General features: G+C 62.2%; 15 protein-coding genes. All 15 read left to right on the top strand.

What is annotated here, in order from left to right; all coding sequences use genetic code 11:
• Positions 1–14: 14 nt before the first annotated feature.
• The gene (locus NTD88_RS11995) at positions 15–746 is read left to right on the top strand and encodes a cephalosporin hydroxylase family protein (protein ID WP_095156941.1); all 732 of its coding nucleotides are present in this window, start codon (positions 15–17) and stop codon (positions 744–746) included.
• Positions 747–819: 73 nt separating this feature from the next.
• Positions 820–3,702, top strand: a complete 2,883-nt coding sequence (locus NTD88_RS11990; protein ID WP_262156299.1) for a TIGR00180 family glycosyltransferase — start codon at positions 820–822, stop codon at positions 3,700–3,702.
• 490 nt (positions 3,703–4,192) lie between these two features.
• Positions 4,193–5,365 (top strand): UDP-4-amino-4,6-dideoxy-N-acetyl-beta-L-altrosamine transaminase, encoded by a 1,173-nt coding sequence (gene pseC / locus NTD88_RS11985; RefSeq protein ID WP_262156310.1) that lies wholly within the window; start codon positions 4,193–4,195, stop codon positions 5,363–5,365.
• Positions 5,362–6,078 carry a pseudaminic acid cytidylyltransferase gene (gene pseF / locus NTD88_RS11980; protein ID WP_262156300.1) on the top strand — a complete coding sequence of 239 codons (717 nt, stop codon included), beginning with the start codon at positions 5,362–5,364 and terminating at the stop codon, positions 6,076–6,078. Before pseC ends, pseF begins: the two co-directional genes overlap by 4 nt.
• The gene (gene pseG, locus NTD88_RS11975) at positions 6,075–7,151 is read left to right on the top strand and encodes a UDP-2,4-diacetamido-2,4,6-trideoxy-beta-L-altropyranose hydrolase (protein ID WP_262156301.1); all 1,077 of its coding nucleotides are present in this window, start codon (positions 6,075–6,077) and stop codon (positions 7,149–7,151) included. The genes pseF and pseG overlap by 4 nt, the downstream gene beginning before the upstream one ends.
• A complete protein-coding gene (gene pseI, locus NTD88_RS11970) occupies positions 7,138–8,190 on the top strand; it encodes a pseudaminic acid synthase (protein ID WP_262156302.1) in 1,053 nt (350 codons plus the stop codon). The genes pseG and pseI overlap by 14 nt, the downstream gene beginning before the upstream one ends.
• A gap of 246 nt (positions 8,191–8,436) precedes the next feature.
• Positions 8,437–9,363: a ketoacyl-ACP synthase III gene (locus NTD88_RS11965; protein ID WP_095156946.1), complete on the top strand. Its 927-nt coding sequence runs from the start codon at positions 8,437–8,439 to the stop codon at positions 9,361–9,363.
• Positions 9,364–9,433: 70 nt separating this feature from the next.
• Complete coding sequence (locus NTD88_RS11960; RefSeq protein ID WP_262156303.1) at positions 9,434–10,726, top strand: motility associated factor glycosyltransferase family protein; 1,293 nt, start codon at positions 9,434–9,436, stop codon at positions 10,724–10,726.
• Positions 10,723–10,983 (top strand): hypothetical protein, encoded by a 261-nt coding sequence (locus NTD88_RS11955; RefSeq protein ID WP_095156948.1) that lies wholly within the window; start codon positions 10,723–10,725, stop codon positions 10,981–10,983. The genes NTD88_RS11960 and NTD88_RS11955 overlap by 4 nt, the downstream gene beginning before the upstream one ends.
• Positions 10,984–11,201: 218 nt before the next feature.
• Positions 11,202–12,056 (top strand): flagellin domain-containing protein, encoded by an 855-nt coding sequence (locus tag NTD88_RS11950; RefSeq protein ID WP_095156949.1) that lies wholly within the window; start codon positions 11,202–11,204, stop codon positions 12,054–12,056.
• Positions 12,057–12,125: 69 nt separating this feature from the next.
• The gene (locus NTD88_RS11945; RefSeq protein ID WP_095156950.1) at positions 12,126–12,491 is read left to right on the top strand and encodes a flagellar protein FlaG; all 366 of its coding nucleotides are present in this window, start codon (positions 12,126–12,128) and stop codon (positions 12,489–12,491) included.
• 80 nt (positions 12,492–12,571) lie between these two features.
• Positions 12,572–13,966 (top strand): flagellar filament capping protein FliD, encoded by a 1,395-nt coding sequence (gene fliD / locus NTD88_RS11940; protein ID WP_262156304.1) that lies wholly within the window; start codon positions 12,572–12,574, stop codon positions 13,964–13,966.
• Between the two features lie 126 nt (positions 13,967–14,092).
• On the top strand, positions 14,093–14,476 hold the full coding sequence (gene fliS / locus NTD88_RS11935; RefSeq protein ID WP_095156952.1) for a flagellar export chaperone FliS: 384 nt from the start codon (positions 14,093–14,095) through the stop codon (positions 14,474–14,476).
• 23 nt (positions 14,477–14,499) lie between these two features.
• Positions 14,500–14,796: a flagellar protein FliT gene (fliT, locus tag NTD88_RS11930; RefSeq protein WP_095156953.1), complete on the top strand. Its 297-nt coding sequence runs from the start codon at positions 14,500–14,502 to the stop codon at positions 14,794–14,796.
• Positions 14,797–14,964: 168 nt separating this feature from the next.
• Positions 14,965–16,440 carry a transcriptional regulator FleQ gene (fleQ, locus tag NTD88_RS11925; RefSeq protein ID WP_095156954.1) on the top strand — a complete coding sequence of 492 codons (1,476 nt, stop codon included), beginning with the start codon at positions 14,965–14,967 and terminating at the stop codon, positions 16,438–16,440.
• Positions 16,441–16,542 lie beyond the last annotated feature (102 nt).

Raw genomic sequence — 16,542 nt, 5'->3', positions numbered from 1 at the left:
GAAGAGACAGCACCATGACCGACGTTAACAAAGCCTTCGAAGCCGAGTGCCAGGCCGAAATCGCCGCCCAGGGCCAGGATGAAAACCTCAAGGGCCTGGCCCGCGACTTCTTCAACGAGTCGGCAAAGCACAAGTACAGCTACCACTTCTCGTGGATGGGCCGCCCGATCATCCAGTTGCCGCAGGACATGCTGGCGATGCAGGAGATCATCTGGCGGGTCAAGCCGGACCTGATCGTCGAGTGCGGCATCGCCCACGGCGGCTCGATCATTTACTACGCCTCGCTGCTGGAACTGCAGGGCCACGGCGAAGTGCTGGGCATCGACCGCGACATTCGCCCGCACAACCGCGAGGCCATCGAGTCGCACCCGATGAGCAAGCGCATTTCCATGATCGAAGGTTCGAGCATCGATGAGGCGACCATCGCCCAGGTGCGCGCGATCGCCGAAGGCAAGAAAGTCATCCTGGTACTGGACTCCAACCACACCCACGACCACGTTCTCGCCGAACTGCGTGCCTATGCGCCGCTGGTGGCGGTGGACAGCTACTGCGTGGTGATGGACACCGTGGTCGAGGACATGCCGGCGGAATTCTTCCCGGACCGTCCGTGGGGCCCGGGTGACAACCCGAAGACTGCGGTCTGGGAGTACCTGAAGGAAAACACCGACTTCGAAATCGACCAGCAGATGCAGGACAAACTGCTGCTGAGCGTGGCGCCGGACGGGTATCTGCGCCGGGTTCGCTGATTTTTACTGAACTCTCGGCCAATCGCTGCGGTTCGGCCCAAAAGATCACCACAGAATCCCTGTAGGTACAGATATGCAAAGCACCGCCCTGCGCGAGCACTTCACCCTCGTTCTGCTGACCCACAAACGCCCGGCCTTCCTGCGCCGTGCCTTGCAGTACTACAAGGATTTCCCCGGCACCCTGCTGGTGCTGGACTCGTCCCCCGAGCCTGTCGCGGACATCGCCAGCCGCTTCCCGCGAGTTGATTACCAGCACCTGCCGCAGTTCAACTACCGCGGCTTCCAGGCCAAGATCAAGCACGGCCTGAGCCTGGTGAAAACGCCCTACGTGGCGCTGGTGGCTGACGACGACTTCATCCTGACCGAGGCCATCGCCGAGTCCCTGGACTTCCTCGAAGCCCACGCCGACTACGGCATGTGCCAGGGCTACAGCATGATGTACCTGGCCGAGTCCGGGCACACCAACTACTACCGCCGCGACAAGAAGATCGCCCGCGAAGACTTCGACAGCGAAGACCCGCGCCAGCGCGTGCTCGATTACCTGTACGCCTTTATCCCGCCGTTCTACGCCGTGACCCGCACCGCGCTGCTGCAGGATTGGGCCGCGCAGATTCCCGACGCGTTGCGCTTCGAATGGCTGGAAGTCAGCCACACGTACTTCCTGCTGGCCAGCGCCAAGGCGCGGATGCTGCCGATTCCCTACGCGGTGCGCGAGGCCAACTATGGCACCTCGGAGCACAACACCGAGGTGACCTACGCCCTGGCCTTGCCGGACCCGGCTTCGGTGGCCAGTCGCGAGGAATTCGCCGATGTCCTGGCCGGGCTGGATACGCCGCTCAAGGGTGAGCGCGAGGACATTCGCGCCTTCGCCCTGCAGACTTTCGCGCATATGTACGAAGGGCTGGCGGCCGGTCGCTCGCTGATCATCGAGCCGATCTTGTCGTCGATCCTGACGGGCATGGGTGAGCCATCGAAGCGGCACTTCCTGCCGACCCAGTACGTCGACCTGCCGTTCTACAACAAGCCGTTCTTCGATCACCTGAGCGAAATCGAATTCCTTCTCCACGCCATGCCGGCCGGCCGCTTGCAGCTTGAAGAGCTGGAGCCGATCTGGCTGACGCAGGAGCGCCTGTTGCGGGTGAACGCCGGCGAGCACATCGATGTGGTCATCGACCGTGCGCGCAAAGCGCTGGATTGCGGTGCCTACAACCTCAAGGTGGTCAAGCGCCTGATCGAACTGCTGCAGGACAACGGCGAGGCCGACGAGGTGCAGCGCCTGTCCGCCTGGGCCCGGCGTCTTGAGTCGGTCACCAGCGACGCCGGTCGCGCGCTGCTCAGCGCCCAGCCGTCCGGGCAGATGCTCGACTGGCTGGAGGCGCGGCGCCCCGACGACGCCAGCCAGGAGGCGATCACCGCCCATTTGGCGCAGCATCAGGGCGGGCCGCAGTTCGGCATCCTGCTGCTGGACCTGAACCACGACGAGAGCAAGTTGCAGGCAACCTTCGACAGCCTGCTCAGCGGCCTGAGCCGGTCGTTCCGCGTGGTGGTGTTCACCACCGCGGCGCTGCCGGCGGTGACGTCGCTGCACAACACCGTGCACTTCGTCCGGGTCAGCCAGGACGACTACGTCGACAAGATCAACCAGATCGCCCGGCAGACTTCTTGCGAGTGGCTGATGCTGGCCGAGGCCGGTGACGAGTTCACCTCCACCGGTCTGCTGCGGGCGGGCCTGGAACTGCTCGACGCGCCGGAGTGCCGCGCCGTGGCGGTGGATGAAATCCAGCAGTTGGTCGGTGGTGCGTGGCGCGAAATGCTTCGCCCGGGCATCAACCTCGACTTGCTGCAAAGCCTGCCGCTGATGATGGCGCGGCACTGGCTGGTGCGCCGCGAAGTGCTGGTCGAGGCCGGTGGCTTTGCCCGCGAGTACAGCGACGCGCTGGAATACGACCTGTTGCTGCGCCTGATCGAACAGGGTGGCCTGAACGGTCTGGCGCACCTGGACGAACCGGTGCTGGTCAGCAACGCTCCGCAGCTCAAGCACAATGAGCACGCGCGCCAGACACTGGCCCGGCACCTCGCCACCCGCGGCTACAAGGCGCAGGTCAGCTCGGCCTTCCCGGGCGCCTTGCGCATCGACTACCGCCATATGGAGCGGCCGCAGGTGTCGATCATCCTGCACAGCGAAGACAACCAGGCGGCGCTGCAACGTTGCCTGGACAGCGTGCTGCAACGCACCCGCTACCTGCGCTACGAAGTGCTGATCGCCGACAACGCCAGCCAGTCGCCGCAGCACCTGCAATGGCTGGAGCAATTGCAGCAGGCCGGCGGCCGCGTGCGCGTGCTGCAAAGCCCGCAGCGTCTCAGCGCCGCGGCGCTGGTCAATGCCGCCAGCGCCGAAGCCAGCGGTGAGTACCTGGTGCTGCTGTCGGCCGATGCCGAGGTGGTCAATGCCAACTGGCTGGAAGCACTGCTCAACCAGGCCCAGCGCCAGGAGGTCGGTGTGGTCGGTGCCAAGCTGGTGGATGGCGAAGGCAAGGTCACCCAGGGCGGCCTGTTGCTCGCCGCAGGAGGTCAGGTCGTGGCGGCCCATGTCGGGCTGCCCAAGGACGAAACCGGTTACCTCGGCCAGGCGGGTGTCGAGCAGAACTACCCGGCGGTGTCGGCTGCGTGCCTGATGGTGCGTACCGAGGTCTTCCGGGCGCTGGGCGGGCTGGACGAAGGTGAGTTCGCCGACAGCTATGCCGATGTCGACCTGTGCCTGAAAGTCGCCGACGCCGGACTGCTGACCGTGTGGACGCCGCAGGTCCAGGTGCTCCATCCGGGCCACTTGCCGGACGATGCCGCCGCGCTTGCCGCGTTGCGACAGAAGTGGGCCGGCCTGTGGCAGAGCGCTGCCCATGGCCGCAGCCTGAAGCCGGCCAGCGCCGCCTTCGACTGGAAAAGCCTGGTCGGCTGAGCCCGCGCCGCGGCCAGCGAGTGGCCTGTATCTTGCTTCGGGCTTGCATAAACAGGGCAGGGGTCAGAAAAACGTTGATCCCGGTCCCTGACCACAGCAAGTCCAGGTCGTCGCCAGCGCATGCCGGCGACGACCCAGCAAGGATCCAGGCATGTTCGACGACAAGTCACCCCTCAGTTCCAGCAGTGCTGGTGCTTTCAATCGCACGCTCATCACTGTGCCCGCCGAACTGACGGAGAGCCTGGTCTCCCCCGTGCTTCATGACAATCCGAACCTCTGTTCCGAGAACGCAATGATTCCTTTGGTCAACACCCGAATGTCCCTGGAGTTCACCGAGCGCCTTGTCCACGAGACGACGCCCGGTGCTGCCGAGGTTGATGTGGGCCTCGGCGCGGACCGCCACGACCGGCTCAAAGGGCGGACCGGGAAAAACCCGAAAGCCGCCGCCGTCGCCAATCCGGGTGGGCTGCTGGCGCTTGCGGGTACAGAGGTGATTCCCTACGGGCGGCAGAATGTTGATCAGGCAGACATCGACGCGGTCGTCGAGGTCTTGCGTTCCGACTGGCTGACCCAGGGGCCGGTGCTCGAGCGCTTCGAACAGGCAGTCGCCGAGCGTTGTCAGGCAACCTTCGCGGTAGCGGTGAGCAATGCCACTGCCGGGCTGCATCTGGCCTGCCTGGCGGCGGGGCTTGGCGCGGGTGACTGGCTGTGGACCAGCCCGAACAGTTTCGTCGCTTCGGCCAATTGCGCACGGTATTGCGGTGCCGAGGTGGATTTCGTCGACATCGACGTGCTGACCTGGAATATCGATGTCCGCGCACTGGCGACCAAGCTGGAACAGGCCGAGGCTGCGGATCGGTTGCCCAAGGTGCTGGTGGCGGTCGCCTTTTCCGGGCAGAGCTGCGACATGGCTGAAATTGCCCGGTTGGCCCGCAAATACGGTTTCCGTGTGATCGAGGACGCCGCGCATGCCTTCGGTGCCAGCTATGCCGGTGAACCCGTGGGAAGCGGTCGTTATGCCGACATGACGGTTTTCAGTTTCCATCCGGTCAAGATCATTACCAGCGGTGAAGGTGGCATGGTCTTGTGCAACGACCCGGCGCTGGCGCGGCAACTGCGCTCCTTGCGTAGTCATGGCATTACTCGCAACCCTGAGGAGATGACCGAGCCCGCGCACGGCAACTGGTACTACCAGCAGGTCGACCTGGGTTTCAATTACCGGATGTGCGATGTGCAGGCCGCCCTTGGGCTGTCGCAATTGCGCCGGCTGGATGAATTCCTGGAGCGCCGGCGTTTTCTGGCTGCCCGTTATCAACGACTGCTTGCCGATTTGCCGCTGCAGTTGCCGGTGGCCCAGGCGAAGGCCGAGTCGGCCTGGCACCTGTATGTGGTGCGGTTGCAGGGCCGCCTGGAAGGGAGCCATCGCGCCGTGTTCGATGGCATGCGTGCGGCCGGTATCCAGGTCAACCTGCATTACATTCCGATTCACCTGCAGCCCTATTACCAGGCCCTGGGCTTTGCGCCCGGTGATTTCCCTGAAGCGGAACGCTATTACCGCCAGGCCATTACCTTGCCGCTCTTCCCGCAATTGAGCGAAGCGCAGCAGGACCGTGTGGTAGACACCCTGCGCGCATTGCTGGTCGCAGAGGCGGACCGGGCATGAGTGACGTTGCGATAGCGATCATTCCCGCCCGTGGTGACAGCAAGCGAATTCCGTACAAGAACCTCAAGCTGTTCAGGGGCGAGCCCATCATCGCTTACTCGATCCGGGCGGCTCTGGGCAGTGGTCTGTTCGAGCGTGTGGTGGTCAGCACCGACGATCCACGCATCGCCGATATCGCGCTGAGCTACGGCGCCGAGGTGCCGTTCACCCGCCCCAAAGCGCTGGCAGATGATCATGCCACTACCGCGTCGGTCATCGTCCATGCCGTGCAGACACTGGCTGAGCAAGGGCAAAAAGTGGATCTGGCGTGCTGTATCTACGCCACCGCCCCCTTGTTGCAGCAGCGTTACCTGCGATCCGGGTACGAGGCGCTGCTGGATCAGCCCGAGGGCTCCTTCGCATTTTCCGTGTGCAGTGCAGGTTTTCCGGTTCAGCGGGCGTTGACCTTGACCGAAGAGGGCGCGTTGACGCCCCTTTATCCGCAGTACCGTGACACCCGTTCCCAGGACTTGCCCCACGCCTATCAGGATGCCGGCCAGTTCTACTGGGGAAGAACCGACGCCTGGCTGCGTGGAAACGGGCCGTTTTCCGAGCAGAGCCTGCCGGTGATCTTGCCGCGACATCTGGTCCAGGACATCGATACCGAAGACGACTGGCGACGTGTCGAGTACCTGTACGCCGCGTTGTTGGCGGCGGGGGAACTGCAGGGTTGAAGGTACTGTTTCGCGCCGATGCTGGCAGCCACCTGGGTATCGGCCATGTTGCTCGATGCCTGACGCTGGCGCAGGCGCTGGCGTCCGGGGGCGCACAGATCAGCTTCGCCTGCCGCGCGTTGCCGGGGCATCAGATGCAGAGGATCGCCGCGGCCGGGCATGAGGTGTTCAGCCTGCCCGCCGATACGCCGGACGAGATTCCGGCGTTGCAGGCGCTGCTGCCGACCGAGGCGTGTTTCGACTGGATTCTTGTCGATCATTACCAACTCGATGCCCGCTGGGAGTCCGCGGCGCGTTGCTGGGGGCGGCGGGTCATGGCCATCGACGACCTGGCCGACCGGCCGCACGACTGCGACTTGCTGCTGGACCAGAATTTCACTGCCAGCGCGGCGCTTTACCACGGGTGGGTGCCAGCGGCCTGCCAGATACTGGCGGGGCCGCGGCATGCGTTGCTGCGCCCGGCGTTCCGCGAGCTTCGTCCGGCCGCGCAAGCAGGTCCGAGCCGGGTGCTGGTGAGCTTTGGTGGCTTCGACCAGGCCGGCATGACCTTGCGCACCTTGCAGGCGCTGGACGGGCTCGAAGGCGTCGAGGTGCAGTGCATTGCCGGGCACTCCAGTCCGGATCTCGCGGCATTGCAATCACTGGTCGCCCGTCATCCTGGCTGGACGTTGCTGAATTTCGTCAACGACCTGCCCGAGCGCATGGCCGCAGCCACCTTGTTCATCGGTGCTGGCGGCGGGACCACCTGGGAGCGTGCGGCCATCGGCCTGCCGAGCCTGTGTATCGGCGTCGCGCCAAACCAGTACGCCAACGCCGAGGCGCTGGCGCAGGCGGGTCTGCACCTGTACCTGGGGCCGGCAGAACAGGTCACGGTGGTGGCGCTGCATCAGGCAATTGCCGGGTTGCTGGGCAATCTGCCGCAGCGTCAACATTTTGCCGCGCGCGGCATGGAACTGGTGGATGGCCTGGGTGCGCAGCGGGTGGCGCTGGCGCTGTTCCAGGCGGCGGGTTATACACAGGCCGCGGGCCATTTCGAACAGGTATTGAAGGATTCTCAGCATGAGCAGTTTTGACATCGGTCAGCGTCGTGTCGGCGTCGATGCCGCGCCCCTGGTGATCGCCGAGATGAGCGGCAATCACAACCAGTCGCTGGAGCGCGCCTTGCAGATCGTCGAGGCCGCTGCCAAAGCCGGCGCCCATGCCCTGAAGCTGCAGACCTACACCGCCGACACCATGACCCTCGACCTGAGCCACGGCGAGTTCTTCATCGAAGACAAGAACAGCCTCTGGGCCGGCTCCTCGCTGTATTCGCTGTACCAGCAGGCGTACACCCCGTGGGAGTGGCACGCGCCGATTTTCCGGCGCGCCCGTGAGCTGGGCATGCTGGCGTTCTCCACACCGTTCGATGAGAGCGCGGTGGACTTTCTCGAAAGCTTCGACGTGCCGGCCTACAAGATCGCCAGTTTCGAAAACACCGACTTGCCGCTGATCCGCAAGGTGGCAGCCACCGGCAAGCCAATGATCATCTCCACCGGCATGGCCAGCCTCGCCGAGCTGGATGAAACCGTGCGCGCGGCGCGGCAGGCCGGCTGCCGGGACCTGGTGCTGCTCAAGTGCACCAGTACCTACCCGGCGAGCCCCGAGAACAGCAACGTGCGGACCATTCCGCACCTGCGTGAACTGTTCGGCTGCGAGGTCGGGCTGTCTGACCACACCCTGGGCGTGGGCGCTGCGGTGGCCGCCGTGGCGCTGGGCGCCAGTGTGGTGGAAAAGCATTTCACCCTCAGTCGCGCCGAGGGCGGGGTGGACGCGGCGTTCTCGCTGGAGCCGGCGGAATTGGCCTGCCTGGTGCAGGAGAGCGAGCGGGCCTGGCAGTCGCTGGGTCAGGTGCGCTATGGCGCGAGCCAGGCTGAAGAGGCCTCGCGGCGTTATCGACGTTCGTTGTATGTGGTGCGTGAGATGGCGGCTGGCGAGGTCTTCGATCAGAGCAATGTGCGCGCCATTCGTCCGGGGCTCGGCCTTGCGCCCAAGCACCTGGAATCCCTGCTCGGGCGCAAGGCCCGGCAGCCACTTGCCCGTGGAACCGCGCTGGACTGGTCGCTGGTGGAGTAGGGCTGCCGCCCGTCTGCCACGCAGCCTGGGGCGGCACGCCCTAGGAAAATATGCCATTGTCTGTGAAAATCCGTGACCTATCGGTCAGACCGGACATCTGTGTCTCTATCGTTGATGGGAGTGGCGGCCGTGTCACCACCATTTCCACTGCCGTCCAAGTGATCGGGCAGCGGGAATCCCTGTTTTCTGGCGCCCCTCGAATCGTGCGAGCGGTGATATCTAGCGGTTATTTATTGGGAAGCCATGATGATTGGCATAAAAAGCATTGCGAGCTACGTTCCGGCTGCGGGCCTGGACAACTACGCACAAGGCGCCAAATTCGGTAAGGATGAGGATTTCATCCTTGGCAAGATCGGCTCGGCCTTCCTGCCGCGCAAATCCGACGAACAAGAGACCTCCGACCTGTGCGTCGAAGCGGTCAACGCACTGTTCGCCGCGAACCCCGAGCTGTCGCGCGATTCCATCGATGCGCTGATCGTCGTCACCCAGAACGGTGACGCCGAAGGTCTTCCTCACACCGCGGCAATCGTCCAGGACAAGCTTGGCCTGCCGACCCATGTCGCGGCGTTCGACATTTCCCTCGGCTGCTCCGGCTACGTCTACGGCATCTACGCGCTCAAGGGTTTCATGGAAGCCACCGGCCTGAAGAACGGCCTGCTGGTGACCGCCGATCCGTACTCCAAGATCGTCGATCCGGAAGACCGCAACACCACCATGCTGTTCGGCGATGCCGCCACTGCCACCTGGATGGGTGAAGACCCGGTCTGGGCGCTGGGCAAGTCCGCCTTCGGCACCGACGGTTCCGGTGCGCCGCACCTGAAGGTCAGCGATGGCGTGTTCTTCATGAACGGCCGCCAGGTGTTCAACTTCGCCCTGCTCAAGGTGCCGGCGCACCTGCACGAGTTGCTTGAGCGCTCCGGCCTCAGCGCCGACGATATCGACGCGTTCTGCATCCACCAGGGCAGCGCGGCTATCGTCGATGCGGTCGCCCGCCGCTTCGAAGACAAGCCGGAGAAGTTCGTCAAGGACATGGTCGAGACCGGCAATACCGTGTCGTCGAGCATCCCGCTGCTGCTGGAAAAGCACGCCCTGGATACCACCTGGCAGCGAGTGGCCCTGAGCGGCTTCGGTGTTGGCCTGTCGTGGGGCTCGGCGATTCTCCACCGGCCTTGATCGCGGTGGCTGCTTAAAGCCGCTTGCTGGGGTAATCTCAGGCGTTTCGCAGGCAAGGGATGCTCAACCAATGAGCGAATTTTTCCAGCGCAACGCCGACATTATCCAGGCCCGCTGGCCGTCGCTGTTCGATCGCCTGATACGTGAAGACAGCGACAAGGTCGACGCGGTACTGACTGAAGGGCTGGGCTCGACCCTGACGGTTGACGGTGTTCAGCTCACCAGTCGCCATGACCGTCTCGCCGAGGCGCGTTTCCAGGCTGCCAGCCTGCCCGACGACAGCCCCGTGTTGCATCTCTACGGTACCGGTCTCGGTGATCTCCAGGCCGAGCTGCTGCGGCGTCCTTCGCTACGCCATCTGCACGTTCATATTCTCAATGGCGCCGTGTTCAAGCTGGTCCTGCAACTGCTCGACCAGTGCGCGTGGCTCGCCGATCCGCGTGTCGAACTGGCGTATGCCGGCGATGCCGCGGAAATCGCCCTGCCATTCTTCGCCCTGCCGGCCGAGTTGGTGCTGGCCGACGATTTCAATGCCAAGGTCCGTGACCGCCTGATCGGCGAAGTTCACCTGACCTACAACAACCGCAATTTCGATGTCGCCGACCCGGCGCTGGTGGCGTTGCTCGATCAAAGCCTGCCGCTGCTGCAGGCCGACCGCGACGTGGCCGAGCTGTTCGGTAGCCGAGCGGGGGAGGGCGTCCTGGTGATCGCCACCGGGCCGACCCTGCAGGGCCATCTGCCGGCGCTGCGGCATCTTCGCGAGCAGCCAGGGCGGCCGCTGTTCATTTGCGTCGACACGGCCTACAAGCCCTTGCTGGCGGCCGGCATCGAGCCGGACATAGTGGTCAGCGTCGATCACAAGATCCGCCTGCATCACCTGCCGCCTGAGGCCTCGGCGCGAACCGCGCTGGTGTACATGCCGATGCTCGACGTCGACACGCTGGCGGCGTGGCAGGGGCCGCGCTATGCCGCCTATTCCGATAGCGCCCTGTACGACCGGGTGCGCGACGACATCCCCCGCGGGCACCTGTTCGTAGGCGGCAGCGTCATTCATCCGGCGGTGGACCTGGCGGTGAAGATGGGCGTGAGCCGCATCACCCTGTTCGGCGCCGACTTCGCTTTCCCGATGAACCGCACCCACACCGGCTGGAATGACGGCGATCTTGGCCCGCAACTGGCCGTAGCGCGCCACTGGGTGCTGGATGGGCATGGCCAGCGGGTGCGCACACAACTGAATTTCCGTGGCTACCTGATCGAGCTGGAGCGCTTCATTGCCCGTCACCCTGAGGTGGCGTTCTTCAATACCAGTCGTGCCGGGGCCTTGATCGCCGGCGCGCGCTTTGACCAGGAGTTCTGCCCATGACCGCCTGCCAGCAAGCCGCACATCAGTGCGCGGGGCTGTTCCGTCTGGGACGGGACGTGGAGGCGGCAGTGGAAATGGTCAGCCTGTTCGAGGCGGTGATGCCGCTGTTCGAGCGCGCGCCCCAGGCGCTGCAGGCGCAATCCGCGACGCTGCTGGCGCAGATCCTTGCCGCGCAGCAGCGCCAGGACTGGCTTTGCGTAGCCGATAACCTGGAATACGAGTTGCTGGAATTGATCGAGCGGACAGCTTCCGCCTGAAAGTGTGATGGCCATCACAGTGCGTTCGCCGCTCGCGGCGCTGGTGGCTTCCGGCAAGTGCCTGATTTGCAAGGGGTGGCTGGGTGATGGCACTTTTTTTTGAAAAAACCCTCAAGCAACCTGAAAACCCGACGATAAACATTACGAAGGTTCTCTAGGCCACACCCGGCGGATGCCAGGGCCGGAAGCCGCAGTATCCATCCAACGAGGAATTCGTCATGGCATTAACCGTAAACACCAACACTACCTCCCTGGCCGTCCAGAAGAACCTGAACCGCGCTTCCGACAGCCTGAGCACCTCCATGACTCGTCTGTCGTCCGGCCTGCGCATCAACAGCGCTAAAGACGACGCCGCTGGTCAGCAGATCGCCAACAAGCTGCAAACCATGGTTACCGGTTCGGCCGTAGCCATCAAAAACGCCAACGACGGTGTTTCGATCACTCAGACCGCTGAAGGCGCTCTGTCTGAAATGACCAACATCCTGCAGCGTATGCGTGAACTGGCTCTGCAATCGCGTAACGACTCCAACGGCACCACTGAACGCGCTGCTCTGAACAAAGAGTTCGCGGCCAAGTCCGACGAGATCACTCGTATCGCTTCGTCCACCACCTACGGCACCAGCAAACACCTGCTGGACGCCAGTGCTGGCACCATGCAGTTCCAGGTCGGCGCAATGACCGGTACTGACCAGGTCATCAGCGTTGTAATGAGCACCAGCTTCGCCGCTTCGACCCTGGCGGTCGGTACCGGTACTCTGGCGATCTCGGGTACTTCCGACTCCGCTGTACACACCTCGGTTGACGCTGCTATCACCGCCATCGACGCTGCTCTGCAGAAGATCGACGACAAGAAATCGGAACTCGGTGCTGTTCAGAACCGTTTCCAGAGCACCATCAACAACCTGCAAAGCATGGCTGAGAACGCCACCGCCGCTCAAGGCCGCGTTCAGGACACCGACTTCGCAGCAGAAACTGCTCAGCTGACCAAGCAGCAAACTCTGCAGCAAGCGTCCACCGCAGTTCTGGCCCAGGCCAACCAACTGCCATCCGCCGTACTGAAACTGCTTCAGTAATAGCGCGATGAAGTTCGGCGAGGGGGTGCGTGAGCATTTCCTCGCCTTTTACTTTGGAGGTGATGGGCGATGGACATAAGCGTCAGATTGAATGCGTCTTATCCGGCCTCGACGACCGCGGCTCAGCACGACAAGACTGCTGAACAAGGTGCGTCCGACAAGGTCTACAACAAGCCGTCCCTGTCAGCCGTAGCGACAGAAAAAGAATCCGATGCCACTGAGTTGCAATCAGCGGTCAAGGAAATCCAGGATTTTGTCCAGTCGTTGCAACGCAACCTGGAATTCTCGGTGGATGATTCCACCGGAACCGTCGTCGTGAAGGTAGTTGCTCGCGACAGCGGTGAGGTCATTCGGCAGATTCCATCGCAAACGGCGCTGGAATTGGCGAAAAGCCTGCATGACGTAAACAGCCTTCTATTCGACGAAAAGGTCTGAAGGCGGTACGAAAATTGAAGGGTTTGCGGCTCGTGCGGTAATGGTCAAGCGTTTGGCGTGAACCAAAAAAGGAGAGAAACATGGCAAGTCCAATTCTGCCGGCCCTGGGTCTGGGTAGTGGCCTGGATACCAGTGCGATTGTAAAGGCCTTGGTTGACGCCGAAAAAACGCCTAAACAGAGCCAGATCGATCGGCAAACCAAGTCCAACACGGCGACGATCTCGGCGATCGGCAGTCTGAAAAGCGCATTGGCTGCCTACAAGACCGCCCTTGAAAAGCTGAGCAGCACCACTTCGCCACAGTTCCTTGCCTACAACGCGACCAGCGCGGATGAAAAGACCGTCAAGGCAACCGCCGGTAACGGCGCTGTCGGCGGCATGTACAGCGTCAAGGTGACCGAGCTGGCAACGGCGTCGAAAGTTGCCAGCCAGCGTTTTGGTTCCAGTGCCGACGCGATCAGCGAAGGTGTATTGACCATTTCGCAGGGCGACCAGGACTACACGGTCGAGATCGGCCCGAATGCCACGCTGCAATCGGTGCGCGACACCATCAATGGCCAGGTCAACAACAAAGGCATCATGGCCAACATCATCAATGATGGCACTGGCTCTCGCCTGGTTTTGACCTCGACTAATACCGGCCTGGATTCCGATATTTCCGTTGACGGCATTCCCGAGCTGCAAATCGACGGCACCCAGAAAATGTCTGGCACTGGCGCGGGCTTCATTACTGAGCTGGCCAAGGATGCGAAATTCGAAATCGACGGTATGGTACTCACCAGCAAGTCGAACAAGGTCGAAAATGCGGTAAGTGGCCTGACGATTGACCTGGTTGCCAAAGGCGAAACCACCGTCACCGTGGGCACCAACACCGAAGGCCTGAAGAAGTCGGTGCAGTCGTTCGTGGATGCCTACAATACGCTGGTCAAGACGGTCACCAGCCTCAGTCAGGCGACCAAGAACGCCGACGGCACGATGGGTACCGCGCCTGCGCTGTCGGGTGACTCGGCGGCTCGCAACATGCTCAAGACCCTGCGTGACCAGTTGGTAGTGCCGGCTGGGGGTAGCGATAACTTGCAGGTGCTGTCGCAGTTGGGCATCAACACTGTTCAGGAAACCGGCCTGCTTGAACTGGACGCCACCAAGTTCACCAAGGCTGTGGAAGTGCAGAAGCTGGGTGGTGGTATTCAGGCGCTGTTCGGCGGAGATGACGGTCTTTTGGCCCGCATGACCTCGGCGTTGGACCCCTATTCGAAATCCGGCGGCTTGCTGGACGACCGCTCCAAGATTCTCGAGCAGGCGAAAAAGAGCCTGACCTTGCAGCAGTCGTCGCTGGATGCACGGGTTACTGCGATGACCGCGTCGTTGACCAAGAAGTACAACACCATGGACACTCTGGTGGGCAAACTCAACGCCCAGCGCGACAACATCACTTCGATCTTCGAGGCGATGGCCGCTCAGTCCAAGTCGTCCTGATCTACTGACTGACGCCAAAAGCCCGGCAGTGCCATACCAGCATGTCGGGCTTTTTGCATCTTCCTTAAAGTTTTTTGACGCGGGGTCGATAGCCCGGTCATACAGCAATTGTGGTGAGGTACACGCATGAATCCGATGTTGGCCCTTCGGCAGTATCAGAAAATCAGTGCACAGGCCCAGACCTCTGAAGCCAGCCCGCACCGCCTGGTGCAGATGCTGATGGAGGGTGGCCTGGATCGTGTTGCCCAGGCAAAAGGCTCGCTCGAGCGCAATGATATCGCAGGCAAGGGCATTGCCATCGGCAAGGCCATCGGCATCATCGGCGGTCTTCGCGAAGGTCTGGATCGCGACAACATGACGCCGGAACTGGAGCGTCTCGATGGGCTCTACCTGTATATGAACCGCCGCCTGATCGATGCCAACCTCAAGAACGACATCGCTGCGCTCGATGAGGTGACCGATCTGTTGATCACGGTCAAGGAAGGGTGGGACGCGGTTGTCGCACAATAACCAGTTGCAATGAGGATGTCGTGATGAGTGCTGTGCTCAAGCGAATCGAGGAAACCCGTGACGCATTGGTCGGTGCATTGGCCAATCGGGATTGGGAGGCGGTAGGTGAGCTGGATCAGGCTTGCCGTGCCTGCATGGATGAAGTATTGAGTGCGCAGCCGTCCGACGAAGAAGCGCTGCGGGATAACCTGCAGGATCTGCTCGGGGTCTATCGGCAATTGATCGATGTGGCGACCGAAGAGCGCCAGGCTATCGCTGACGAGATGTCGAAGATCAAGCAAGCGCAGCAGGCGTCGAAGGTATACCATCTGTACCGCTGACGGTTGATCGAAAATCAGTTGCGCGCCATAAATTTGACTGTGAAGTGTTTTTTGACTTAACTAGTGGCTGTTTTCTAATTTCAGACGTCGGAACACTGACCGTTCAGTCGGAATGATGTCGAGCATGCCCTCGCTGGGCCTCGAGTTGACTAGGGAAGTTGCTATTGCATGTGGCGTGAAACCAAAATTCTCTTGATCGATGACGATAGTGCTCGCCGCCGTGACCTGGCGGTGGTGCTGAATTTTCTTGGGGAAGAAAATCTGGCGTGCTCCAGTGAAGACTGGCAGCAGGCTGTCGAATCGTTGTCGTCGAGCCGTGAAGTATTGTGCGTTCTTCTCGGGACAGTAAATGCTCCGGCAGGCTTGTTGGGCTTGCTTAAGACAGTGGCTGCCTGGGATGAGTTCCTTCCGGTTCTGCTTTTGGGCGAAAATTCTTTGCCCGAGCTTCCCGAAGACTTACGTCGCCGGGTGCTCTCCAACCTTGAAATGCCGCCGAGCTACAGCAAATTGCTGGATTCGCTCCATCGTGCCCAGGTCTATCGCGAGATGTACGACCAGGCGCGCGAGCGTGGCCGGCAGCGCGAGCCCAACCTGTTCCGCAGTCTGGTCGGCACCAGCCGGGCGATCCAGCATGTTCGCCAGATGATGCAGCAGGTGGCCGATACCGACGCCAGCGTGCTGATCCTCGGTGAGTCCGGCACGGGCAAGGAAGTAGTTGCGCGTAACCTGCATTACCATTCCAAGCGCCGCGAAGCGCCGTTCGTACCGGTCAATTGCGGTGCGATCCCGGCCGAGTTGCTGGAAAGCGAACTGTTCGGCCATGAGAAGGGTGCCTTCACCGGCGCCATCACCAGCCGTGCCGGGCGCTTCGAGCTGGCCAATGGCGGCACCCTGTTCCTCGACGAGATCGGCGACATGCCGCTGCCGATGCAGGTCAAGCTGCTGCGCGTATTGCAGGAACGCACCTTCGAGCGCGTGGGCAGCAACAAGACCCAGAGCATCGACGTGCGGATCATCGCTGCGACCCACAAGAACCTCGAAAGCATGATCGAGGTCGGTTCGTTCCGCGAAGACCTGTACTACCGTCTCAACGTCTTCCCGATCGAGATGGCGCCGCTGCGTGAGCGGGTCGAAGACATTCCGCTGCTGATGAACGAATTGATCTCGCGGATGGAGCACGAAAAGCGTGGTTCGATCCGTTTCAATTCGGCGGCGATCATGTCGCTGTGTCGGCATGGCTGGCCGGGCAACGTTCGCGAGCTGGCCAACCTGGTGGAGCGCATGGCGATCATGCATCCGTACGGCGTGATCGGTGTGGCCGAGCTGCCAAAGAAGTTCCGTTACGTGGACGACGAAGACGAGCAACTGGTGGACAGCCTGCGCTCCGACCTCGAAGAGCGCGTGGCGATCAACGGCCATACGCCGAGCTTCCCGACCAATGCCATGCTGCCGCCGGAAGGCCTGGACCTGAAGGATTACCTGGGCAGTCTCGAGCAGGGCCTGATTCAACAGGCGCTGGACGATGCAAACGGTATCGTGGCGCGTGCCGCCGAGCGTTTGCGGATTCGTCGGACCACCCTGGTGGAAAAAATGCGCAAGTACGGCATGAGCCGTCGCGAAGGGGACGAGCAGGCGGAGGATTGACGCCTGCTCACCCACCGCCTGGCTTCCGTCTGGGCGCTCTGCTTCAAGCAACCTTTCTTTTTGTGAGGTAAATGCCCGTCATTGCGGGCTTTGTCGGCACCC

The organism is Pseudomonas sp. 20P_3.2_Bac5 (assembly GCF_025466035.1).
Taxonomy (GTDB): domain Bacteria; phylum Pseudomonadota; class Gammaproteobacteria; order Pseudomonadales; family Pseudomonadaceae; genus Aquipseudomonas.
The sequence above is the reverse complement of the archived record's forward strand: the minus strand, read 5'-3'. Positions and strand labels throughout refer to the sequence as shown.

What these genes read in the sequence shown, in the direction of transcription:
- fliS (WP_095156952.1), top strand. Translation starts at nt 14,093, where the DNA reads ATGAATCCGATGTTGGCCCTTCGGCAGTATCAGAAAATCAGTGCACAG.
- pseI (WP_262156302.1), top strand. Translation starts at nt 7,138, where the DNA reads ATGAGCAGTTTTGACATCGGTCAGCGTCGTGTCGGCGTCGATGCCGCG.
- NTD88_RS11945 (WP_095156950.1), top strand. Translation starts at nt 12,126, where the DNA reads ATGGACATAAGCGTCAGATTGAATGCGTCTTATCCGGCCTCGACGACC.
- NTD88_RS11955 (WP_095156948.1), top strand. Translation starts at nt 10,723, where the DNA reads ATGACCGCCTGCCAGCAAGCCGCACATCAGTGCGCGGGGCTGTTCCGT.
- fliD (WP_262156304.1), top strand. Translation starts at nt 12,572, where the DNA reads ATGGCAAGTCCAATTCTGCCGGCCCTGGGTCTGGGTAGTGGCCTGGAT.
- NTD88_RS11995 (WP_095156941.1), top strand. Translation starts at nt 15, where the DNA reads ATGACCGACGTTAACAAAGCCTTCGAAGCCGAGTGCCAGGCCGAAATC.
- NTD88_RS11990 (WP_262156299.1), top strand. Translation starts at nt 820, where the DNA reads ATGCAAAGCACCGCCCTGCGCGAGCACTTCACCCTCGTTCTGCTGACC.
- fliT (WP_095156953.1), top strand. Translation starts at nt 14,500, where the DNA reads ATGAGTGCTGTGCTCAAGCGAATCGAGGAAACCCGTGACGCATTGGTC.
- NTD88_RS11950 (WP_095156949.1), top strand. Translation starts at nt 11,202, where the DNA reads ATGGCATTAACCGTAAACACCAACACTACCTCCCTGGCCGTCCAGAAG.
- NTD88_RS11960 (WP_262156303.1), top strand. Translation starts at nt 9,434, where the DNA reads ATGAGCGAATTTTTCCAGCGCAACGCCGACATTATCCAGGCCCGCTGG.
- NTD88_RS11965 (WP_095156946.1), top strand. Translation starts at nt 8,437, where the DNA reads ATGATTGGCATAAAAAGCATTGCGAGCTACGTTCCGGCTGCGGGCCTG.
- pseF (WP_262156300.1), top strand. Translation starts at nt 5,362, where the DNA reads ATGAGTGACGTTGCGATAGCGATCATTCCCGCCCGTGGTGACAGCAAG.
- fleQ (WP_095156954.1), top strand. Translation starts at nt 14,965, where the DNA reads ATGTGGCGTGAAACCAAAATTCTCTTGATCGATGACGATAGTGCTCGC.